Consider the following 21,529-nt stretch of genomic DNA (forward strand, 5'->3'; position numbering starts at 1 on the left):
GCCCTCAGGCGAACAGGTCCGCCCGCAGCGGTAGATCGCGAATCCGCCGGCCAGTCAGCGCAAACAAGGCGTTCGCCACGGCCGGCGCGATCGGCGGCGTGCCCGGCTCGCCCACGCCGCCGGGTGCCGCGCTGCTGGGCATGATGTGCACGTCGATCTGCGGCATCTGCGCCAGGCGGATGGCCTCGTAGTCGGGGAAATTGCTCTGCTCGATGCGGCCGTTTTTCAGCGTGATCTCGCCGTACAAGGCGGCGGACAGGCCGTAGACGATGGCGCTTTGCATCTGCGCTTCGACTGTGTCGGGGTTGACCACCACACCGCAGTCGATGGCGCAGACCACGCGGTGCACCCGGACTTGGCCGTCCAGCAGCGAGACCTCGGCCACCTGGGCACACCAGGAGCCGAAGCTCTCGTGCAAGGCAATGCCGCGGGCCCTTCCGGCCGGCAAGGCCTGAGCCCATCCGGCCTTGGCCGCGGCCAGTTCCAACACCGCGCGGTGGCGCGGCTTGTCGGTCAGCAGCGAGCGGCGGTATTCGAAGGGGTCTTGCTTGGCCGCATGGGCCAGCTCGTCGATGAAGCCTTCGGTGAAGAAGGCGTTGTAGGAATGGCCGACGCTGCGCCAGGAACCCACCGGCACGGGCGTCTTGACCCGCAGCTGGCGCACGCTCAGGTGGGGAATGGCGTAGGGCAGGTCGAAGGCGCCTTCGATCTGGTTCTTGTCGGGGGAGTCGGCCGCCATCGAGGGCAGCAGGCGTTCGGTGGTGGACAGGCCGATGGAGGGCGCCGCCACACGGTTCAGCCAGGCCTGCGGCCGCCCTTGCTCATCGAGCGCGGCGACAAAACGGGCCATGGCGGCGGGGCGGTACATATCGTGCTGCATGTCTTCCTCGCGCGACCACAGCAGCTTGACCGGCCGACCCTGGGTTTGCAGGGCCAGCAGCACCGCCTCCTCAATCATGTCCAGCTCCAGGCGGCGGCCGAAGCCGCCACCGAGCAGGGGCACGTGCAGCGTCACCTGCTCGCTATCGATGCCAGCCACTTGGGCCGCTTTCCAGCGCGCCAGCGAGGCCACTTGGGTGCCACACCAGACCGTCAGATGGCCATCCTTGAATTGGGCCGTGCAGTTGATGGGCTCCAGGGCTGCATGGGCCAGAAAGGGGGCGTAGTAGCTCGCTTCCAGTTTGCGGCCGGCTGTGCGCAAGACAGCTTCGGCATCGCCTTGCTGGCGAAAACCACTGCCTTTGGCGCCGCCATCCAGTGCGACTTGCAGCTGGGCGCGGATCAGACTGGAATCCAGCTGGGCATTGGGGCCTTCGTCCCAATCGATTTTGAGCGCATCCAGCGCCGACTTGGCGCGCCAGTAGCGGTCAGCCAGCACCACCACCGAACGCTCCTGCAAGACCCGCACATCGGCCACGCCGCGGCGTGCCTTGGCGGCAGCGCTGTCGACCTGGCGCACCTTGCCGCCCAGCACCGGGCAATGGCGGATGGCGGCGTAGAGCAGGCCTTCGGGCTGCATGTCGATGCCGAACTGCGCGCTGCCGTTGACCTTGGCTGGAATGTCCGTGCGCGGCATGGGTTTGCCGATCAGGCGGAACTGGCTCGGGTCTTTCAGTGCGACGTCCCGGCGCGGGGCGATGTTCACGGTATCGGCGGCCAGCTCGCCAAAGCCGGCCTGGCGCCCGCTGGTCGGGTGGCGCACCACGCCGGCCTGCACCTGGCAGCTCTCGGGTGCCACGCTCCAGCGCTGGGCCGCAGCGTCGACCAGCAGGGCGCGGGCCGTGGCGCCGGCCAGGCGCATAGGCTCCCAGGCGTCACGAACGCTGGACGAGCCACCCGTGACCTGCAGGCTCAGCAGATAGCCGACGCGCTGCACCGAGCGCCGGGCCAGGCGCGCGAGCAGGCTGTCATCGTCCGAGCTGAAGGGCAGCACATTGAGCAGCAGGGCGGTGTTGGCATAGATCTGGGCCAGCGGCGCCTGTTCGGTGCTGACCTGGCTCCAATCGGCATCGAGCTCCTCAGCCACCAACATGGCCAAGGCCGTGTGCACGCCCTGGCCCATCTCGGCCCGCGGTGTGGCGACGATGACGCGGCCGTCCGGCATGAGCTTGACCCAGCCGTTCAGGGCGATCTGTCCGCCTTCGGTCGGCAGCGTGGTCTTGTCACCCAACCTGGATCTGGCCGAGGGCGGGGTGCTCAAACCCACGCCCAGCAGCACGCCGCCGCCCAGCAAGCCGCCGGCAATCAGAAAGCCGCGGCGCTTCATGCCGCACTCCCGCGCACTTGCGCTGCGGCCGCATGGATGCCCGCGCGAATGCGTTGGTAGGTGCCGCAGCGGCAGAGGTTGCTGATGCCGGCGTCGATGTCGGCGTCGCTGGGTTTGGGTGTGCTGCGCAAGAGCGCGGCCGCGGCCATGATCATGCCGCTCTGGCAGTAGCCGCATTGCGGCACTTGCAGCTGGATCCAGGCCGCCTGCAGGGCGGCAGTGATGCGGTCGGGCTCGGCCTCAATGGTGCGAATGTGCTTGCCCTGCAAGGCGCCGACGGGCATCACGCAGGACCGGGTGGCCGTGCCGTCGATGTCCACGGTGCAGGCACCGCAGCTGGCCACACCGCAGCCAAACTTGGTGCCGGTCAGCCCCAGTTCGTCTCGCAGCACCCAGAGCAAGGGGGTGTCGGCTTCGACATCGAGGCTGTGGCCTTGGCCATTGACGGTCAACTGTGTGCTCATGCGGGGCTCATCAGGAAAAGAGTGGGGGCCGGGCTGGCTTGGCGCCGATGCTAAGCTTCAAGCTGACTTCAAGGTCAAGTGCCCGGCTGAAATTTCTCGGTCGCATGGGCAAAGCGTGGGTGTGAGCGGATGAAGATCGGTGATTTGGCAAAGCGCAGCGGCTTGGCGGCCTCCGCCATCCGCTTCTACGAGTCGAGCGGCTTGCTGCCGCCGGCCAGTCGCGGCCCCAATGGCTATCGGGTTTATGACGAGGCGAGCGTTCAGCGCCTCTTGTTGATTCAGACCGCGCAAGGCCTGGGCTTTTCTCTGGAATCCTTGCGCAGCCTCATTCCCGCCCAAGGGGAGGGGCTGCCGCATGATCAGATCCTGCAGAGCATGCAGGCCCGGCTGGCCGAGATCGATGCCATGCAGGCCGTTTTGACGGCCCAAAGGCTGGAACTAGAGTCGCTGATGCGAGACCTGCATGCCGAGTGGCAAGCGGGTCGTTGCTTGCAGATCGCATCAGCCGTGGCGCCGCCCGACCCGGTCGCCGGCGCGACGCGACGCGTGCGCCAGCGGGGCCGTTGACTCCCGTCGCTAGCTCGGTCCCTGGGCCTCTCGGCCCATCCTGCGCCTCAGCGGATCTGCAGCGGAATCGTCACCGGCCCGTCATTCAGCAGGCTGACCTTCATGTCGGCGCCAAACTCGCCGGCTTCCACCTGGGGGTGCTGGCGCCGGGCCGTAGCCAGGCAGTAGTCGTAGAGGCGGCGGCCTTGCTCGGCGCCGGCCGCGCCGGTGAAGCTGGGACGATTCCCGCTGCTGCAGTCGGCGGCCAGGGTGAATTGCGAGACGATCAGCAAGCCGCCGGCGATGTCTTGCACGCTGAGGTTCATCTTGCCGGCCGCGTCGCTGAAGATGCGCAGCTTGAGCACCTTGGCAATCAGCTTGTCGGCCTGTGCCTCGCTGTCACCGGGCTCGGCGCAGACCAGCATCAAGAGGCCCGGCCCGATGGCGCCGGTGATGCGCCCCTCCACTTCCACCTGGGCGTGTTGCACGCGTTGCAGCACGGCGATCATGGCAGCTTCTCCTGCATCGGTTCATCTTGTGGGTCATCGAAATGCGCCTCCACATCGCTGGGCAGCAGCTGGATGCTGGCGCGCAGCCCGGGCACGGCGGCCATCAGCGCACGCTCCAGCGCATTGCGCTCGGCCGCGGCCTGGCCCAGGCTCCAACTGGCGGGCATGTGCATATGCAGGTCGAGGTAGCGGCGCTGGCCGGCGCTGCGGCTGGCGATGTGGTCGAAGCGGATGTGCTGGGCCTGGGCGAAGCGGTCCAGCACCTGCTGCACCTGCTGCAGCTCTTCGGGGTCCAGGGCCTGGTCCATCAGGCCGTGGCTGGACTTCCAGACCAGGTGCACGCCCTCGCGCAAGATGTTCAGGGCCACGACGGCGGCCAGCAGCGGGTCCAGCCATTGCCAGCCGGTCAGCATGACGCCGACCAAGCCCAGCACCACGCCGGCCGAGGTCCATACATCGGTGAACAGATGGCGGGCATCGGCCTCCAGTGCCATGGAACGGTGCTCGCGGGCTTTTTTGAGCATGGCCCAGGCCAGGCCGCCGTTCAGGGCTGAGCTGATGATGGCCAGGGCCACGCCCAGGCCCAGGCCCTCGACCGGCTGCGGGTCCAGCAGGCGGTGGACCGAGGCCCAGATGATGCCCAGGCCCGCGGCGATGATGAGCACGCCTTCGAAGCCGCTGGAGAAGTACTCGGCCTTGTGGTGGCCAAACGGGTGTTCGGCATCCGGCGGCTTGGCTGCCACCGTGACCATGGCCAGAGCGAAGATGGCGCCGGCCAGATTGACCAGGGATTCCAGCGCATCGGCGGCCAGGCTGACCGAGTCGGTCCACCACCAGGCGCCGGTTTTCAAGGCGATGGTCACCAAGGCCACGGCGATGGACAGTTTCAGGTAGGAGGCAACTTGCATGGCGGCATTGTGGCCGCCCTGGCTGAAGCCTGGCTTAAGCCGTGTCAGCCAGGTTCGCGACCCCACATGCGACCCAACACCGCGACCCTACAATCGCGCCAGTTTCAAACTCCTGTGTGCTGCCTGCGCGCCCGCCATGAAGAACGACACGACCGCCACCTCCAGCACCGATGTGGCCCACATTGCCCCGCGTGAAAAGGCCGAGATCCTGTCCCAGGCTCTGCCCTACATCCGCAAGTACCACGGCAAGACCATCGTCATCAAGTACGGCGGCAATGCCATGACCGACCCGGAGCTGCAAAAAGACTTCGCCGAAGACGTGGTGCTGCTCAAGCTGGTGGGCCTGAACCCGGTGGTGGTGCACGGTGGCGGCCCGCAGATCGAAGGCCTGCTGAGCAAGCTCGGCAAGACCGGCCATTTCATCCAGGGCATGCGCGTGACCGACCAGGAGACCATGGATGTGGTCGAGTGGGTGCTGGCCGGCGAGGTGCAGCAGGATGTGGTGGGCCTGATCAATGCCGCCGGCGGCAAGGCCGTGGGCCTGACCGGGCGCGACGGCGGCATGATCCGCGCCAAGAAGCTCATGATTCAAGACAAGGACGATCCGAGCAAGGAGCACGACATTGGCCAGGTCGGCGACATCGTTTCCATCGACCCCAGCGTGGTCAAGGCCTTGCAGGACGACCAGTTCATCCCCGTGGTCAGCCCGATCGGCTTCGGCGAGAACAATGAAAGTTACAACATCAATGCTGATGTGGTGGCGGCCAAGCTGGCCACGGTGCTGAAGGCTGAGAAGCTCTTGATGCTCACGAACATCCGCGGTGTGCTGGACAAGGATGGCCAGCTGCTGACCGAGCTGACCCCGCGCCGCATCGACGAGCTGGTGGCGGACGGCACCATCAGCGGCGGCATGATCCCCAAGATCGCCGGCGCCATCGACGCCGCCAAGAGTGGCGTCAACGCCGTCCACATCATCGACGGCCGCGTGCCGCATGCGATGCTGCTGGAGATCCTGTCGGATCAGGCTTACGGAACAATGATCCGGTCTCACTGAGAACGGATGCTTGTTCCGTGTCTGAACGCCGTGAGGACTTGCCATGATTCGGTCTCACTGAGACTGCCCCATGGCTGACCGGCGCAGTTCCCGGGTCTGGTTCGTCGACCTCGACAACACCTTGCACAAGGCCTCCGGCCATGTGTTCGGGGCGCTCAATGTGGCGATGACCGATTACATCGCCGAGTATCTGGACTTGCCGCGTGACGAGGCCAGTGAGCTGCGCGCCCGCTATTGGCATCGCTACGGCGCCACCTTGCTCGGGCTGGAGCGGCACCATGGCGTGTCGGCCGCCCATTTCCTGGCGCAGACCCATGCCTTGCCGGGCCTGGAAGACCATCTGCACAGTCATGCCCATGATCTGGCGGCCTTGCGCCGCCTGCCTGGGCGCAAGTTCCTGCTGACCAATGCGCCGCTGGCCTATGCCTTGCGGGTGCTGGCGGCGCTGGGCATGTCGCGTGACTTCGAAGGCGTGGTCGCCATGGAACAGATGCGCATGTTCGGACAGCTGCGACCCAAGCCCGATGCGCGCATGTTCCGCCATCTGCTGGCCCGCCTGCGCCTGCAGCCCGGCCAGTGCACGCTGGTGGAAGACACCCTGGTGCACCAGAAGGCGGCGCGCGGCGTCGGTATGTCCACGGTCTGGATGCAGCGTTGGCTCCAGCGCGCCACCATAGGCCCCGAGGCGGGGGCGCGTTTGCGCCGTCGACCAGTCTATGTCGATCAGCGGGTGCGCAGCCTGGCCCAATTGAAATCGTTGGAGACGGCATGCCGTGGGGATCCGACGTCAGGTTCTTGTGGCTGAATCGCTGATCTGTGTGCTGCGGAGCGTGGTGTTTGGGTCAAAGAAGGCTCAGTCAGTGATTTGAGTTTGCCGCGCCCGCAGCGGCCGTGCAGAATCGGCCGCTTCAACCCGGGGCCTCCATGTCCGCTTTCTCCGTTCTGATCGTCGAAGACCAGCTCAGTTTCCGCGACGCCTTCAGCCGTTCCTTGGCCTCGGTGACCGACATCCGCCTGCTCGGCATGGCCACCGATCTGGCCCAAGGTCGGCAGCTGTTTGACCGCCTGAACCCGGACGTGCTCCTGGTCGACCTCGATCTGCCGGGCGGCAGCGGCATCGAGCTGATCCGTCATGCCGCGCAGACGCGGCCGCAATGCGAGGTCATGGTGATCTCGGTGTTCGGCGATGAGCAGCATGTGCTGTCCAGCATCGAGGCCGGGGCCACCGGCTATCTGCTCAAGGACAGCCTGGCCCTTGACCTGCCCGAGCAACTGCGCTGCTTGCGCGCCGGCGGCAGCCCGATCAGCCCGGTGATTGCGCGCCGCCTGTTGCTGCGTCTGGCACCGGCGCTGCCGCAACATACGGCGGCGTCTGGCTCTGGTGCGGCGGTTGGGCATGCTTTGGCCTCGGACGAAGACGCCGTGGCCCTGTCCGAGCAGGAATCACGTGTGCTGCACCTGGCTGCCAAGGGCTTCACCTTCGATGAGATCGCCAAGTTCATGCAGGTCTCCCCGCACACGGTGATGACCTATGTGAAGCGGGTTTACCGCAAGCTTCATGTGCGCTCCAAGGTGGAGGCCATCTACGAAGCACGTCGTCTGGGTTGGTTGCGCGACTGAAGGTCCGATTGACATCGGGAGCGTGGTTCGGCTGTGCCAGAATCGGCCGCGCAGTGGGTTGAGCCTCGCCTGCTGAGTCGCGTTTCCGGCCCGCGTGGTCGGCCACTTTTTCAACCGACCGACCGATGTCAGCCTCCGTGCCCGAATCCACTGCCGTGCCCGTCGAGGCGCCACCGGCCGAGTCCGCCGAAACCGTCAGCACCGCACCGCCGGCGCGCAAGCGGCCCCGCCCTGGCGAGCGCCGTGTGCAGATCCTGCAGACCCTGGCCGGCATGCTGGAGCAGCCCGGTGCCGACCGCGTCACCACCGCCGCCCTGGCCGCCAAGCTGGACGTCAGCGAGGCCGCGTTGTACCGCCATTTCGCCAGCAAGGCGCAGATGTTCGAGGGCCTGATCGAGTTCATCGAGGGCAGCGTCTTTTCCCTGGTCAACCAGATCATCGAGCGCGAAGGCTCTGGCACGGTGCAAGCGCAGAAGATCGTCGCCGTGCTTTTGCAGTTCGGCGAACGCAACCCTGGCATGACCCGGGTGATGGTGGGTGACGCCCTGGTTTACGAGAACGAACGCCTGGTCGCGCGCATGAACCAGTTTTTTGACCGCATTGAGAGCTCGCTGCGCCAGGTCTTGCGCGCCGCCGCTGAGGCGAACGGCAGCAGCACGCCGACGGTGGAGGCCAATGCGCAAGCTTCGGTGCTGGTCAGCTTCGTCATTGGTCGCTTGCAGCGCTATGCCCGCTCGGGCTTCAAGCGCAGCCCGATCGAGCAGATGGAAGCGGCCCTGCGCATGCTGGCACGCTGAGTCGCTTGCCCGATGGGCGGTCGCGACGCGCCTTTAAACTGCCCGGATGTCACTGCTCGATTCGCTTTCCCCCGCCAGCCCTTTGAACAGCTTGCTCAGCCGCGCCGAGGCGCTGCTGGGGCGACTGGAGGCCGTGTTGCCCCAGGCCCTGGCTGCCCCCGACTGGCAGGCTGGCGCCGCTTTCCGCTATCGCCGTCGCCGCGGCGCGCCGGTGCTGGAGCCGGTACGCCATGCGGCAAGCATCCGGCTCGATGATTTGCTGGAGGTCGAGCCGCAAAAAGCATGCCTGCGTCAGAACACCGAACAGTTCGTCCAGGGCCGGCCGGCCAACAATGTGCTGCTGACCGGCGCGCGCGGTACAGGCAAAAGTTCGCTGATCAAGGCCGTGCTCAATGAGTACGCGCCGCAGGGCTTGCGCCTGATCGAGGTGGACAAGAGCGACCTCGTCGACCTGCCGGATCTCGTCGACCTGGTCGCTGAGCGGCCCGAGCGTTTTGTGATCTTCTGCGACGACCTCAGCTTCGACGAAGGCGAGCTGGGCTACAAGGCGCTCAAGTCCATGCTGGACGGCTCCATCGCCGCCGCCAGCGACAACGTGCTGATCTACGCCACCAGCAACCGCCGCCACCTGCTGCCCGAGCAGATGCGCGACAACCTGGCTTACCGCCACACCGAAGACGGCGAGGTCCACCCGGGCGAGGCCGTGGAGGAAAAGATTTCTCTGTCCGAGCGTTTCGGCCTGTGGCTGAGTTTCTACCCCTTCAGCCAGGACGAGTACCTGGCGATTGCCGCGCAATGGTTGCGTTATCACGGCCTGGACGAGGCTCAGATCGTTGCGGCGCGCCAACCGGCCTTGGTATGGGCTTTGGAGCGGGGTTCGCGCTCAGGTCGGGTGGCGGCGCAGTTTGCGCGCGATCTGGCCGGGCGCGGCGCGCCGGTGCAGCAGGCACCGGCGGTGATTGCGGGCCAGGCGCCGGAGGGCCTCGATCATGTCTGAGTCCTTGACCGGAATGGCGCCCACCGACCGTGTGCCGGTCGAAGTGGCCGTGGGCGTCTTGGTCGAGCGCGATGCGCAGGGCCGGGAAGGGCGCTTTCTGCTGACCTCGCGCCCCGAGGGCAAGGTCTACGCCGGCTACTGGGAATTCCCGGGCGGCAAGCTGGAGGCCGGTGAGACGGTGGAGCAAGCCCTGCGCCGCGAGTTGCAAGAAGAACTGGGCATCACCATCGGCGCCGCTCACCCTTGGCAAGAGCTGGTGATGGACTACCCCCATGCCCGCGTGCGCCTGCATTTCTGCAAGGTCTTTGATTGGCAGGGCGAGTTCCAGATGCGCGAGCAGCAGACCATGGCCTGGCAGGCGCTGCCGGTCGAGGTGCGGCCTGTGCTACCAGGCACGATTCCGGTGCTGGACTGGTTTGCCGCCGAGCGTTCGCACACCGGCCCTACGCACCAGGTCTGAGCCTGCCCGCCACTACACTGCTGCGCATGACTGACGACTGGCTGGATCAAATCAAATGGGATGCCGACGGGCTGCTGCCCGTGATCGCGCAGGAGCGTGACAGCGGCGATGTGCTGATGTTCGCCTGGATGAACCGCGAGGCCTTGCGCCGCACGGCGGCCCAGGGCGAGGCGGTGTACTGGAGCCGTTCGCGCCAGAAGTTCTGGCACAAGGGCGAGGAATCCGGCCACACCCAGACCGTGCATGAGATGCGCCTGGACTGTGACAACGATGTGTTGCTGCTCAAGATCACGCAGAACGGGCACGAGCCCGGCATCGCTTGCCACACCGGCCGCCACAGCTGTTTCTTCCAACGTTTTGACAACGGAGCCTGGGTGGCGGCGGATGCTGTGCTCAAGGACCCGGAGCGGATTTACAAATGAACCCCTCCACGCAAGGCAATGACACCCTGGCCAAACTGGCCGCCGTGATCGAGTCGCGCAAGCCCGTCAACGGGGGCGACCCGGCCACCAGCTATGTGGCCAAGCTCTTCGACAAGGGCCTGGACGCCATACTGAAGAAGGTCGGCGAGGAAGCCACCGAAACCGTCATGGCCGCCAAGGATGGCGACCCGCAGAAGGTCGTCTATGAGGTGGCCGATCTCTGGTTCCACTCCATCATTGCGCTCTCGGCTTTCGGCTTGAAGCCGGCCGATGTCTTGAACGAGCTGGCGCGTCGCGAGGGTTTGTCCGGTTTGCAGGAATTCGCTGCTCGTGGCCAGAAGGCCAAGGGCGAGGAGGAGCCCAATGACTGAGAGCATGAACACGGTGCTGCTGGACGCGCAGCAGGAGCAGAGCCTGCGCACCGTGGGTCTGATCAGCTATCTTCTGCACACCGTGGTGGCGGTCGGGGCGGTGCTGCCGGGCGTGCAGGCCAGTGTTTTGCTGCTGCTGATTGCCGTGGTGATCGACCTGCTCAAGCGCGGCGATGCCGCCGGCAGCTGGCAGGCCAGTCACTTCAGCTGGCGTTTGCGCTCGGTCGCTTGGGCCGGCTTTTTGTATCTGCTGACGGCGCCACTCTGGACTTTGTTTCTGGCCCCTGGCTGGATCGCCTGGGTCCTGGTGTCGATTTGGTTCCTCTATCGTGTGCTGCGCGGCTGGCTGGCCATGAATGCCGGCCGGGCCATGGCCTGATCTGACCTGTTTTGCTTGCTTCTTGAATATCCTTACGCTCATGTCACACGATCCCAATTGCCTGTTCTGCAAGATCGCCGCGGGCCAGATTCCCAGCCGCAAGGTTTATGAGGATGAGCACATCCTGGCCTTTCATGACATCAACCCATGGGCGCCAGTGCACATCCTGCTGATCCCGAAACTGCATTTGTCCTCTCTGGCCGAGGCCACCGAGGTCCATGCCGAGCTGCTGGGCCGTATGACAGTTTTGGCGCCCAAGCTGATGCGCGAGCTGGGTGTCACAAATGGCTTCCGGACTGTCATCAACACCGGGCCAGATGGCGGCCAAGAGGTCTACCATCTGCACATGCATGTCATGGGGGGACCCCGCCCCTGGGCCAAGGGTTGAGGCCGCTCAAGTCCGCGCTCGCAGAACTGTCATGCGTGCCAACTAGAATGGTCGCTTCCATCGCAGGAGAGAAATAATGGGTTCCTTCAGTATCTGGCACTGGCTGATCGTGCTGGTGATTGTCATCGTGGTTTTCGGCACCAAGAAGCTGAAGAACGTCGGCTCTGACCTCGGCTCGGCCGTCAAGGGTTTCAAGGACGGCATGAAGGACGGTTCCAGCAGCGATCCGGTCGCGCCGGCCCAGCAGGTCAGCAACAGCGCCAAGGCGCAGGATGCCAACACCGTCGACGTCGAAGCCAAGACCCGTTCTTGAGCGCCCGCGCCTTGTTGTTTCTTCGCCGGCCGGCTGAGCGCCTGACCTTCGCATGATCGATTTCGGATTTGACAAGCTGGCTTTGATCGGTGGCGTGGCCCTGATCGTCATTGGCCCCGAGCGCCTGCCGCGCGTGGCGCGCACCATCGGCCATTTGATTGGTAAGGCACAGCGCTATGTGTCCGATGTCAAGGCGGAGGTCAGCCGTTCCATGGAGCTGGAAGAGCTCAAGAAAATGAAGACGGAGATGGAGACGGCTGCTCGTGATGTCCAAGACAGCGTGCAGCAGGAAATCCATTCCGCCACTCAGGCCTTCGACCAGACCTGGGCCGATGTCAGCGGCCGCACCCCGAGCTTGAGCTCGGAACATGCCGAGCCGCCCAGCTACAGCCACCCCAAGAAGAACTGGCGGGTCAAACGCGGCGCCACGCCGCAGTGGTACAAGCAGCGCCAAGGTGTGCGCCGTCATGCCCAGTCCGGTGCCGCCCGCGTGGCGCGCTTCCGCCCCAGCTCTGCACGCCGATTTCCATGACAGATTCCCACAAGCCCGAGGACGAACTCGCGGGCACCGAGCAGCCTTTTGTCTCTCACTTGATCGAGCTGCGTGACCGTTTGGTGCGCGCCAGCCTGGCGGTGCTGTTGGTCTTTGGGGTGCTGGCTTTTTATCCAGGCCCCGCTGCGCTCTACGACCTCTTGGCCGCTCCCCTGGTGGCGCAGCTGCCTAAAGGCACGACCTTGATCGCCACCAATGTGATCTCGCCCTTCCTGGTGCCGCTGAAGATCACCTTGTTGGCCGCCTTCCTGGTGGCCCTGCCGGTGGTGCTCTACCAGGTCTGGGCTTTTGTCGCCCCGGGCTTGTATTCGCACGAAAAGCGTCTGGTCCTGCCCCTGGTGTTCTCCAGCACTTTGCTGTTCATCGTGGGCGTGGCGTTTTGCTATTTCTTCGTGTTCGGCCAGGTGTTCAAGTTCATTCAGAGCTTTGCACCCAAGAGCATCACGGCGTCGCCCGATATCGAGGCGTATCTGAGCTTTGTGATGTCCATGTTCATTGCCTTCGGTGCTGCTTTTGAAGTGCCGGTGGTGGTGGTGGTGTTGGCGCGCATGGGCCTGGTGTCGGTGCAGAAGCTGCGTGATTTCCGCCAGTACTTCATCGTCCTGGCCTTTGTCATTGCTGCCGTCATCACGCCGCCCGATGTGGTGTCTCAGCTGGCGCTGGCCATTCCTATGTGCATCCTGTACGAGCTGGGCCTCTTCGCGGCTGGCTATTTCATCCGCTACTCCAAAGCACCGGACAGCCCAGAGTGATTTCTTGCAGTTCTGGCCAGATCAGGCGCCCGGTTCGGGCGCCTTTTTTTGTTGGCTCGGATCGGGGTGGCGGCTGCGATCGGCACTGAGCCGTCGTTCGCGGAGAAGTTTCAGCACGCAGAGTTCGCAGAGGACCGCAGAGGACGCTGAGAACACAATCCTCGCTCTTCTTCTTCTCTCTCTCTGCGAACCTCCGCGCACTCTGCGTTCGTATTCAAATCTCAGCGAACGACGGTTCTGCGCCGAGAGCAGCCCAAGGCCCCTTGTTTCCTTACTCGCGCTCTGCCTGCGGCTTGGGACGTTGTGCCACGGTGATGGCGATGTCCAGCTGCTGACCCGCGCGATGTACGGTAACTTGGGTGCCGGTCTTGGGCTTGAGCGCCGAGACGGCGGTGAGCAACTGGGCCGGTGAGGCCACGGGCGTGTCGCCGACGCGGGTCAGCACATCGCCCGGCTTGAGACCGGCCTTGGCCGCGGGAGCATCAGCCACCACGCCGCTGATCAGCACCCCTTGCTTGACCGTGACTTTGAAGGCTTCAGCGAACTCAGGCGTCAGTTCACGGGTCTGCACCCCAATCCAACCGCGTGCCACCTGACCGTCGCGTATCAATGACTCCATCACCTGGCGCGCCGTGCTGACCGGAATGGCGAAGCCAATGCCCAGGCTTCCACCGCTGCGCGAGAAGATGGCGGTGTTGATGCCGACCAGATTCCCTTCGGCGTCCACCAGGGCGCCGCCCGAATTGCCCGGATTGATGGCAGCGTCGGTTTGGATGAAATTCTCGAAGGTGTTGATACCCAGCTGATTGCGGCCCAGGGCGCTGACGATGCCGGACGTGACCGTCTGGCCGACATTGAAGGGGTTGCCAATGGCCAGCACGACATCGCCGACCTGCAGGTCTTCGGCACTGCCGAGCTGGATCACAGGCAGGCGCTCTAGCGCGATCTTGAGTACGGCGACATCGCTTTCCGGGTCGCTGCCGACCAGGGTGGCGCGGGCTTGGCGGCCATCACTGAGCATGACTTCGATGTCCGAGGCGCCATCGATCACATGGTTGTTGGTCAGCAAATAGCCGTCGGCAGAGACGATCACGCCCGAGCCCAGCCCGGTCTGAGGTCGCTCAGATTGCTGGCCGCGGCCACGGGGGCCGAAGTGAAAGCGGAACCAGGGGTCAGCGTTCTCATTGGCCCGGCTGGGTGCTTTGCTGGCGGTGATGCTGACCACGGCCGGTGCGGCACGGCGCGCTGCCAGCGCATAACCACTGCGTGCGGACCCTGACGTGGCGCCGCTGGCTGCGGCGGCGGGTGGGCGAGGTTGGGCCGTGTTGAACAGCGGCAAGCTGGCGCTGTTGTCACTGTTGCCACTTTGGCCGCCCAGCCTAGCGTCGCCCAGCCACTGCGGTTTCAGCGTGCTGACGACAAACAGCAGGGCCAGCACCACCGTGGTGGCCTGAGCGAAAATCAACCAAAGTCTGCGCACGTAAACAACTCCTCTGACCCGGGCGGCCCACCGATGACATCAAGACACAGCCTCGAACGACATCTGCATATGGAGCTGAATGTCGATCGTTTCAAGGATTATGGGCCGAACGGTTTGCAGGTCGAGGGCCGCGCCGAGGTTCGCCATCTGGTTTGCGGCGTGACTGCCAGCCTGGCCTTGATCGAGGCGGCGATTGAAGCCGGCGCCGATGCCATCCTGGTGCATCATGGTCTGTTCTGGCGTGGCCAGGATGGCCGCATCACCGGCTGGATGAAGCAGCGTCTGGCACGCTTGCTGGCTGCCGATGTCAACCTGCTGGCTTATCACCTGCCACTCGATGCCCATGCCGAGCATGGCAACAACGCACAACTCGGTCGCGTGCTGGGATGGCAGGCGGACGGCCGTTTTGGTGAGCAAGACCTGGGTTTTGTCGGCCAGCTCCCGCAGCCTCAGTCCTTGCAGCAGTTGGGCTCGGAGATCGAGCAGGGGCTGGGGCGCACTCCAGTCTTGGCGCCCGGCGATGGCCGCGAGCTGCGGCGCGCGGCCTGGTGCACAGGTGGAGCTCAAGGCTATTTCGAAGCCGCCATCGCTGCCGGTGTCGACGTCTTTGTGACCGGCGAGATTTCCGAGCCGCAAGCCCATCTGGCCGCAGAGACCGGTGTGGCCTTCATCGCCGCGGGGCACCACGCGACAGAACGTTATGGCGTCCAGGCCCTGGGGCGGCATCTGGCGGATCGGTTTGGTGTGAGTCAGCAGTTCATCGACCTGCCGAATCCCGCATGAATACGGCCAAGAACGTCGGCACAGATCCTCAAGCCGTGCTGCCGCTGCTGCTGAGCATGGGTGACGTCTGCGGCATCGGCCCCGAGGTTGCGGTGGCCGCCTGGGCGGCGGATCTGTCTGAGTCTGGATTCAGCGACTTGTGCCTGGTCGGCGATGTGGCCGTCCTGAGGCGGGCTTTGGTATTCATGGGCTTGTCGCGGCCGGTGGCAGTGCTCGGTGGCTTGAAGGATTTTGTGCAGCGGCCGCCGAATGCTTTGCCGGTCTGGCAACCTGCGGGCTTGCCCCTTGATTTGGCTGCTGAGCCTCTGGGCCGAGTATCAGCCCGGGCGGGCGCGGCCGCGGCCTTGAGCATCGAGGCCTCAGTGCTAGAGATTCTGGCGAAGCAGGCATCGGGTTTGGTGACGGCACCAATTCACAAAGAGGCTTTGCATGCGGCCGGGGTCGACTTTCCCGGCCATACCGAGCTTTTGCAGGCGCGCTCGGTGCCGCCCGGTGCGCCCCTGCCGCCGGTGCGCATGATGTTGGCCAATGAGGAACTGCGCACGGTGCTGGTGACCATCCATTGTTCGCTGCGCCAGGCGATCGAGCAGATCAACACCGTTCGCGTGTTGGAGACCCTGCGCATCACGCAGGCGGCCTTGCTGCGCGTCGGGATCGCCCGGCCGCGCATTGCCGTGGCGGGTCTGAATCCGCATGCCGGTGAGGGTGGCTTGTTCGGCGATGAAGAGATCTTGCATATTGCCCCGGCCATTGCTCAGGCGCGCGCCGAGGGCATGGAGGTCAGCGGCCCCCATGCGCCGGACACCGTCTTCATGCGGGCTCGCCAAGCGCCGGGGCATGCGGGCGAATTCGATGTGGTGGTGGCCATGACCCACGACCATGGCCTGATTCCGGTCAAGTACTTGGGTGTGGAGCAGGGCGTCAACGTCACCCTGGGCCTGCCGTTTGTGCGCACCAGCCCCGATCACGGCACGGCATTTGACCTGGCCGGCACGGGTCGGGCCGATCCCGCCAGTATGGCGGCAGCCATTCGCATGGCGCGCCGGCTAGTCAGCGCCTAGCTCTTGCTGCCGATGGCGGCGAGCTGTTTGCGGGCGCGCGAGATGGCGCGCTCCATCAGGTAGGCGTGCTCGTAAGCGCGCAGGCGCTTGGCTTCGCAGAGGCGCTTGAGCATGCGGGCGGTCATGGTGACCGTCTCCTGATGCTTGGCGCCTTGGGTAAAAATGAAAAAGCTGCGGCCGGCGCTGATATGGGCCAAGCGCACCTTGTGCCAGCTGTCGCCGGTGTGCATCTGGTAGGCGAAACCGAGTTGCAGATGGTCGATCAGCAGCTCTCCCTGGCTGGGCTCGGGTGCCTCGGTGGCGGCCGGCAGGCCGTCAATGCTGATGTCCACCGCCTGCAAGGGGGCTTCGGCTTCTTCGCCCAGCACGATGTCCACCGTGCCGTCCCAGTCGACCCCGCTTTCGCTGACCAGGCCCAGGCTCTTGGCCTCTTGCGCGCTCAGACGGCTGCCCATGTCCAAGTCTTGTGGCACGGTGACTGGGGCTTGCGAGGCCGGCAAGTCTTGTTCTTCCGGCGGGGCGCAGCCAAACACGCTGTCCAGCTGCTTGAGCAGCAAATTGGTTTCAAGGGCGGTGGCCGGCACGCCTTTCAAGGACTCGGCGTGCGCGGGCAGCAAGGCGCCGAAGAAATCCTTGCGCGCGGCTTCTGGCCAGGCGATCAGGTCCAGACCCTCGCCCAGGGTGCGCATCAGCGTCGGCAGCTGACCCAGAAAGGCCTGCCGCTGTGCGGTGCCGCCCTTGGGCTGCACGCTCATCACCAGATCGCGGCCGAGCTGGCGGAAGCGCTGATTGCGGTCCGCCGCGCCGCGCGGGTCGCGTGCGGCCAGCACGATGGCTTGGCTCCAGACTTGGGCCAGGAAGTCACGCAGGAAGTCCTGCATGGGTACGGCAGCCAGTGCTGTTTGCAGCTGCTGGGTGTAGCGCTGCTGCAGGCGCAGATCGACTTCCTTGCGGTCCAGCAGTTCGGCCAGGTCGCCGACTTGGCCGGCCTCTCCTTGCGACTTCAGGCTGCCGGTGACCTGTTCTTGGATGAAGCGCTCGAGGGTGTCGAGCTTGCTCTCGTAGACATCCATGCGGTCGAAGTCACCGCTGGCCACTTCCTGCACCAAATCCCGGACATGGGCCAGGAAATCGCTGCCCGGCGCTTCGCTGAAGTCGTCGAAGGCGCAGGCCAGCGAGGCCATGCGGTTGACGAAGCGGCGCACAGGGTGGCGGCGCGATGAGAAGAAGGTCGAGTCCCCGAGCGCCGCGCGCAGGACCGGCAACTGCAGCCGCGCCAGCAAACGCGCCATCTGCGGCGGCACCTTGGGGTCGGACAGCACCTGGTCGAACAGGCTGCTGACCACGTCGATGACCATGTGGTCCAGGCGCCCGGTGGCGGCCTGGCGCAGTTCGTCCCGGTGAATCTGGATCAGATTGGGCGCTTGCACGCCTTGCCAGGCGGAGCTGCCGAAGTCTTCGCTCCAGCCTGAGCCGCCGGCGGCGCTGATGCCGCTGCCGCCAAAGCCAGAACTGCTCGCGCCGGCGACAAAGGCTGATCCGTCAGGGCCCAACGCGCCGGACGGTGCTGGCGCCTGTGCCAAACGACGAAGCAGATCCATGAGCTGGCCGTCGACCGCACCCATGCCGCCCCCGCCGCCCGACATGCCGCGGCCGCCCGGCGCCTGTCCTTGCTGCTGCTGCCAGCCACTGGTGTTGTGGCCGCCGCCATGATGGCCGGCATAGGCGCCACCAAACTGTGAGCGTGGACCGCCCGAGCCCGAATCGAGTTCACCGTTGATCGAATGGCCCGCCAGTGCTTGATTGCGGGTGCTGTGGCTGCCTTCCCCTTCACTGCCGCGCACCCGCAAATCCTGGGGACGCAGACCGCGGCTGCGGAACAGCTCGGCGATGTCTGCATAGCAGGCGCGCATCTCCTGCGTCATCGAGCGCGTCATCTCGTCGACCAGAATCTGGCGGCTGTCGGGCTCCTCGCAGACTGCATGCACGGCGCTCAGCAGCGCGCGGGCCACCAATTCAGGGCGCAGTGGGTTGCGCTCGCCGGCGCGCAGGCTGGCGACATAGGATTCAACTTCGCGCAGCTCCCATTCACTTTGATGGCCGATCGCCAGGCCGATGCGGTCGCCGACCACCATGGCGTCTACGGCGTCGTCATCCAGCAGTGACAGCTCGGTCCAGTCCTTTTTCCCGGCGCTCGCCACTTCGGCCTTGGGCGCCTGCTCCAGATTCAGCTGCTGACGCAAGTCCTGGGTGAAGCGTTGGCTGAACAAGGCCTGTTGCTTGCGGAACAGAAATTGGGTTGCCAACAAAAGATCGCGCCGCTTGGCCTGCCCGGCCGACAACGCCGCGAGGCCCAGACCCTCGGCGCAGCGCTCCGAAGCTTGTTCGGCGGCTGTCCGTATGCGCTGGAGGGCAGCCTCCAGATGAGGGTTGAGTCCGAGGTCGGGCGAATTCATGAAGTTGGAGTGGAGGAGGGTGACGCCAGCGTGCCACAAAGAATGGCTTCAGTATCGCGCCATAAGCGGCCAATTGCCGTGCACTGGGGCTCCGAACTCGGTCCGCAGTTGCCAAATAGCTAACGCCCGGTGCCTGCGAAACTTTTGCTTACAGGCAGCACGGGCGTCAGGGAGTGAGGCCTGGCCTCAGGGTGCGCTTGGACTCAGCGCTTGAGTGAGTCGCGAATCTCGCGCAGGAGCACGATGTCTTCGGGTGTGACGGGGGCCTCGGCCGGTGCGGCCGCCGGCGCGTCGGCGCGCTTCAGGCGATTGATCTGCTTGATCATCAGGAAAATGATGAAGGCCAAGATGACGAAATTCAGCAACACGGTCAGGAAGCTGCCGTAGGCGAACAGAGGCACGCCGGCTTTGGTCAGCGCTTCGTAGGTTTGCGCGCCCTTGAAGTCGGCCGGCACACTGCCCAGCACGATGAAATAGTTGGAGAAGTCCAGGCCGCCGATCACCTTGCCGACAATGGGCATGATCAAGTCTTTGACCACGGAGTCAACGATCTTGCCAAAGGCGCCGCCGATGATGACGCCCACGGCCAGATCAACCACATTGCCCTTGACCGCGAATTCCCTGAATTCCGAGAAAAAACTCATTGATATCTCTCCGTCAGCGGCGCCGGGCCGCTTGCTGTGTTGACAAAAAACCAACTGAACGCCCGAACGGCGCGCAACGGCCATGATTGTCGACTCAGCCGCGGACGAAAACCGGTAAAACGCTGATACTGTGGCGCGGAAAACAGTTTCGGGCGCGCTTGCCGATACTGAGAGCTGATAGCGTCCGTTAGAATCCCGGGTTGCCCCCGATCAGAAGTCTCGTTTGAGGATCCTCATGAGTGACCAGCAAGTGGACCACGGCAAGCGCACTTGGCTCATCGCCACAAGTTGCGCCGGCGCCGTTGGCGGCGTTGCCACCGCCGTACCTTTCGTCAGTACTTTCACTCCGTCCGAGCGCGCCAAGGCCGCCGGTGCGGCCGTGGAAGCCGATATCAGCGGCTTGAAGCCGGGTGAAAAAATGACCGTCGAATGGCGCGGCAAGCCCGTGTGGATCGTCCGTCGCACGCCCGAGCAATTGGCTGCGCTGAACGGCACAGAAGGCCAATTGGCCGATCCGAATTCGGATCGCAAGGCGTATCCGACCCCGGACTACGCCAAGAATGGCCATCGTTCGATCAAGCCTGAATACTTTGTCGGCGTCGGCATCTGCTCGCACCTGGGGTGCTCTCCCAGCGACAAGTTCCAGGCCGGCCCGCAGCCCTCGCTGCCGGACGACTGGCACGGCGGTTTCCTCTGCCCATGCCACGGTTCGACCTTCGACCTGGCTGGCCGCGTGTTCAAGAACAAGCCGGCGCCCGACAACCTCGAAGTGCCCCCTCACATGTACCTGTCCGACGCCAAGATCCTGATTGGCGAAGACAAGAAGGCCTGATGCTTCGGCATCAGGTCGCACAAGGCTAAAGGACAGAGGTCAACATGGCTGCTGAATTCAAAGAAGCTCCCGCTGGCGCTAGCGCCGGCGAAAAACTGCTGACGTGGGTGGACAACCGTTTCCCCGCGAGCAAGCTCTACAAAGAGCATCTCTCGGAGTACTACGCTCCGAAGAACTTCAACTGGTGGTACATCTTCGGCTCGCTGGCCCTGGTGGTGCTGGTGATCCAAATCGTCACCGGCATTTTCCTGGTGATGCATTACAAGCCCGATGCCGCCCTGGCCTTCGCTTCGGTCGAGTACATCATGCGTGATGTGCCCTGGGGCTGGTTGATCCGATACATGCACTCGACGGGCGCATCCGCCTTCTTCGTCGTGGTCTATCTGCACATGTTCCGTGGCTTGATCTACGGTTCGTATCGCAAGCCTCGCGAACTGGTCTGGATCTTCGGTTGCGGCATCTTCCTATGCTTGATGGCCGAAGCCTTCATGGGTTATCTGCTGCCCTGGGGCCAGATGTCCTACTGGGGCGCACAGGTGATCGTGAACTTGTTCGCGGCCGTGCCTTTCGTCGGCCCGGATCTGGCGCTGCTGATCCGCGGCGACTTTGTGGTGGGCGACGCCACGCTGAACCGCTTCTTCAGCTTCCACGTCATTGCCGTGCCTCTGGTGCTGCTGGGCCTGGTGGTGGCGCACATCATTGCGCTGCATGAAGTGGGTTCCAACAACCCTGATGGCGTTGAAATCAAGGGCCCCAAGGCGCCGAAGGATGCCAAGGGTCACCCGCTGGATGGCGTGCCTTTCCATCCCTACTACACGGTGCATGACATCTATGCGCTGAGCCTGTTCTTGATGGTCTTTACCAGCATCATCTTCTTCGCGCCGGAGTTGGGTGGCTACTTCCTGGAGTACAACAACTTCATCCCGGCCGATCCGCTGAAGACGCCCGCGCACATCGCGCCGGTCTGGTATTTCACGCCCTTCTATTCGATGTTGCGCGCCACGACCGACACCATGGTCAACGTGCTGGTGGGCATCATCGGTCTGAGCGCCTTGCTGGCTGTGATCAAGGGCAGTTTCAGTAGCAAGGCCAAGTTGGCTGTGCTGGTGATTGCTGCTGCGGCTTGTTTCCTGCTCAAGATCTTCGACGCCAAGTTCTGGGGCGTGGTGGTGATGGGTGGTGCGGTGGTGATTCTGTTCTTCCTGCCCTGGCTGGATCACAGCCCGGTCAAGTCGATCCGTTATCGCCCGGACTGGCACAAGCATGTGTACGCCGTGTTCGTGGTGTTCTTCCTGGTGCTGGGTTATTTGGGTATCCAGCCGCCGACCGACATCGGCACTCTGATCGCTCAGATCGGCACCATCTTCTACTTCGGCTTCTTCCTGCTGATGCCCTGGTGGAGCAAGCTCGGTACGCCCAAGGCCGTGCCTGACCGCGTGACCTTCCACGCCCACTGAACACAAGCATCGGAGTC

At 64.5% G+C, this 21,529-nt stretch carries 25 protein-coding genes; 18 read left to right on the forward strand and 7 right to left on the reverse strand.

What is annotated here, in order from left to right:
• Positions 1–4 precede the first annotated feature (4 nt).
• Together LNV23_RS07050 and LNV23_RS07055 are read right to left on the reverse strand one after the other, a co-directional pair.
• On the reverse strand, positions 5–2,266 hold the full coding sequence (locus LNV23_RS07050) for a xanthine dehydrogenase family protein molybdopterin-binding subunit (protein ID WP_263562330.1): 2,262 nt from the start codon (positions 2,264–2,266) through the stop codon (positions 5–7).
• Positions 2,263–2,730, reverse strand: coding sequence for a (2Fe-2S)-binding protein (locus LNV23_RS07055; protein WP_263562331.1), 468 nt, complete (start codon positions 2,728–2,730; stop codon positions 2,263–2,265). The genes LNV23_RS07050 and LNV23_RS07055 overlap by 4 nt, the downstream gene beginning before the upstream one ends.
• 129 nt (positions 2,731–2,859) lie before the next feature.
• Between LNV23_RS07055 and LNV23_RS07060 the strand changes: the two genes are divergently transcribed.
• Positions 2,860–3,297 carry a MerR family transcriptional regulator gene (locus tag LNV23_RS07060; RefSeq protein ID WP_263562332.1) on the forward strand — a complete coding sequence of 146 codons (438 nt, stop codon included), beginning with the start codon at positions 2,860–2,862 and terminating at the stop codon, positions 3,295–3,297.
• A gap of 47 nt (positions 3,298–3,344) precedes the next feature.
• Here LNV23_RS07060 and dtd read toward each other — a convergent pair whose 3' ends face one another.
• Positions 3,345–3,785 (reverse strand): D-aminoacyl-tRNA deacylase, encoded by a 441-nt coding sequence (gene dtd / locus LNV23_RS07065; RefSeq protein ID WP_263562333.1) that lies wholly within the window; start codon positions 3,783–3,785, stop codon positions 3,345–3,347.
• Positions 3,782–4,693, reverse strand: coding sequence for a cation diffusion facilitator family transporter (locus LNV23_RS07070; protein WP_263562334.1), 912 nt, complete (start codon positions 4,691–4,693; stop codon positions 3,782–3,784). The genes dtd and LNV23_RS07070 overlap by 4 nt, the downstream gene beginning before the upstream one ends.
• Before the next feature lie 136 nt (positions 4,694–4,829).
• Between LNV23_RS07070 and argB the strand changes: the two genes are divergently transcribed.
• From argB to tatC, 13 genes are all read left to right on the forward strand, one after another.
• Positions 4,830–5,747, forward strand: a complete 918-nt coding sequence (gene argB / locus LNV23_RS07075; protein WP_263562335.1) for an acetylglutamate kinase — start codon at positions 4,830–4,832, stop codon at positions 5,745–5,747.
• Between the two features lie 70 nt (positions 5,748–5,817).
• Complete coding sequence (locus tag LNV23_RS07080; protein WP_263562336.1) at positions 5,818–6,552, forward strand: HAD-IA family hydrolase; 735 nt, start codon at positions 5,818–5,820, stop codon at positions 6,550–6,552.
• Positions 6,553–6,671: 119 nt separating this feature from the next.
• On the forward strand, positions 6,672–7,367 hold the full coding sequence (locus LNV23_RS07085; protein WP_263562337.1) for a response regulator: 696 nt from the start codon (positions 6,672–6,674) through the stop codon (positions 7,365–7,367).
• Between the two features lie 125 nt (positions 7,368–7,492).
• Positions 7,493–8,164, forward strand: a complete 672-nt coding sequence (slmA, locus tag LNV23_RS07090) for a nucleoid occlusion factor SlmA (protein WP_411910549.1) — start codon at positions 7,493–7,495, stop codon at positions 8,162–8,164.
• 46 nt (positions 8,165–8,210) lie between these two features.
• Positions 8,211–9,161 carry an ATP-binding protein gene (locus tag LNV23_RS07095; RefSeq protein WP_263562338.1) on the forward strand — a complete coding sequence of 317 codons (951 nt, stop codon included), beginning with the start codon at positions 8,211–8,213 and terminating at the stop codon, positions 9,159–9,161.
• Positions 9,154–9,621 carry an NUDIX domain-containing protein gene (locus LNV23_RS07100; protein ID WP_263562339.1) on the forward strand — a complete coding sequence of 156 codons (468 nt, stop codon included), beginning with the start codon at positions 9,154–9,156 and terminating at the stop codon, positions 9,619–9,621. Before LNV23_RS07095 ends, LNV23_RS07100 begins: the two co-directional genes overlap by 8 nt.
• A 26-nt stretch (positions 9,622–9,647) precedes the next feature.
• Positions 9,648–10,043 (forward strand): phosphoribosyl-AMP cyclohydrolase, encoded by a 396-nt coding sequence (gene hisI / locus LNV23_RS07105; protein ID WP_263518669.1) that lies wholly within the window; start codon positions 9,648–9,650, stop codon positions 10,041–10,043.
• Entirely contained in the window at positions 10,040–10,414 is a 375-nt protein-coding gene (locus LNV23_RS07110; protein ID WP_263562340.1) for a phosphoribosyl-ATP diphosphatase, read from the forward strand. The genes hisI and LNV23_RS07110 overlap by 4 nt, the downstream gene beginning before the upstream one ends.
• Positions 10,415–10,418: 4 nt before the next feature.
• Positions 10,419–10,793 carry a DUF4870 family protein gene (locus LNV23_RS07115; protein ID WP_263562641.1) on the forward strand — a complete coding sequence of 125 codons (375 nt, stop codon included), beginning with the start codon at positions 10,419–10,421 and terminating at the stop codon, positions 10,791–10,793.
• Positions 10,794–10,833: 40 nt separating this feature from the next.
• On the forward strand, positions 10,834–11,181 hold the full coding sequence (locus tag LNV23_RS07120) for a histidine triad nucleotide-binding protein (protein WP_263562341.1): 348 nt from the start codon (positions 10,834–10,836) through the stop codon (positions 11,179–11,181).
• A 76-nt stretch (positions 11,182–11,257) separates the two neighbouring features.
• A complete protein-coding gene (gene tatA, locus LNV23_RS07125; RefSeq protein WP_263562342.1) occupies positions 11,258–11,494 on the forward strand; it encodes a Sec-independent protein translocase subunit TatA in 237 nt (78 codons plus the stop codon).
• Between the two features lie 52 nt (positions 11,495–11,546).
• Entirely contained in the window at positions 11,547–12,026 is a 480-nt protein-coding gene (tatB, locus tag LNV23_RS07130) for a Sec-independent protein translocase protein TatB (protein ID WP_263518662.1), read from the forward strand.
• Positions 12,023–12,799, forward strand: a complete 777-nt coding sequence (gene tatC / locus LNV23_RS07135) for a twin-arginine translocase subunit TatC (protein ID WP_263518660.1) — start codon at positions 12,023–12,025, stop codon at positions 12,797–12,799. Before tatB ends, tatC begins: the two co-directional genes overlap by 4 nt.
• Positions 12,800–13,070: 271 nt before the next feature.
• Here the strand turns inward: tatC and LNV23_RS07140 are convergent, their stop codons facing one another.
• Complete coding sequence (locus tag LNV23_RS07140) at positions 13,071–14,279, reverse strand: S1C family serine protease (protein ID WP_263562343.1); 1,209 nt, start codon at positions 14,277–14,279, stop codon at positions 13,071–13,073.
• A gap of 33 nt (positions 14,280–14,312) precedes the next feature.
• Between LNV23_RS07140 and LNV23_RS07145 the strand changes: the two genes are divergently transcribed.
• Positions 14,313–15,062: a Nif3-like dinuclear metal center hexameric protein gene (locus LNV23_RS07145; protein ID WP_263562344.1), complete on the forward strand. Its 750-nt coding sequence runs from the start codon at positions 14,313–14,315 to the stop codon at positions 15,060–15,062.
• A complete protein-coding gene (pdxA, locus tag LNV23_RS07150) occupies positions 15,059–16,123 on the forward strand; it encodes a 4-hydroxythreonine-4-phosphate dehydrogenase PdxA (RefSeq protein WP_263562345.1) in 1,065 nt (354 codons plus the stop codon). Before LNV23_RS07145 ends, pdxA begins: the two co-directional genes overlap by 4 nt.
• Here pdxA and LNV23_RS07155 read toward each other — a convergent pair.
• Positions 16,120–18,579 (reverse strand): DUF1631 family protein, encoded by a 2,460-nt coding sequence (locus LNV23_RS07155; RefSeq protein ID WP_263562346.1) that lies wholly within the window; start codon positions 18,577–18,579, stop codon positions 16,120–16,122. The genes pdxA and LNV23_RS07155 overlap by 4 nt on opposite strands.
• A gap of 203 nt (positions 18,580–18,782) precedes the next feature.
• Entirely contained in the window at positions 18,783–19,223 is a 441-nt protein-coding gene (gene mscL / locus LNV23_RS07160; protein WP_263562347.1) for a large conductance mechanosensitive channel protein MscL, read from the reverse strand.
• 235 nt (positions 19,224–19,458) lie between these two features.
• Here mscL and petA point away from each other — a divergent pair, with 235 nt between their 5' ends.
• Positions 19,459–20,055: a ubiquinol-cytochrome c reductase iron-sulfur subunit gene (gene petA, locus LNV23_RS07165; RefSeq protein WP_263562348.1), complete on the forward strand. Its 597-nt coding sequence runs from the start codon at positions 19,459–19,461 to the stop codon at positions 20,053–20,055.
• A gap of 44 nt (positions 20,056–20,099) precedes the next feature.
• Positions 20,100–21,512, forward strand: a complete 1,413-nt coding sequence (locus LNV23_RS07170; RefSeq protein WP_263562349.1) for a cytochrome b — start codon at positions 20,100–20,102, stop codon at positions 21,510–21,512.
• Positions 21,513–21,529 lie beyond the last annotated feature (17 nt).

This window comes from Kinneretia sp. DJ1R-11 (genome assembly GCF_025717595.1).
Classification (GTDB): domain Bacteria; phylum Pseudomonadota; class Gammaproteobacteria; order Burkholderiales; family Burkholderiaceae_C; genus Paucibacter_A.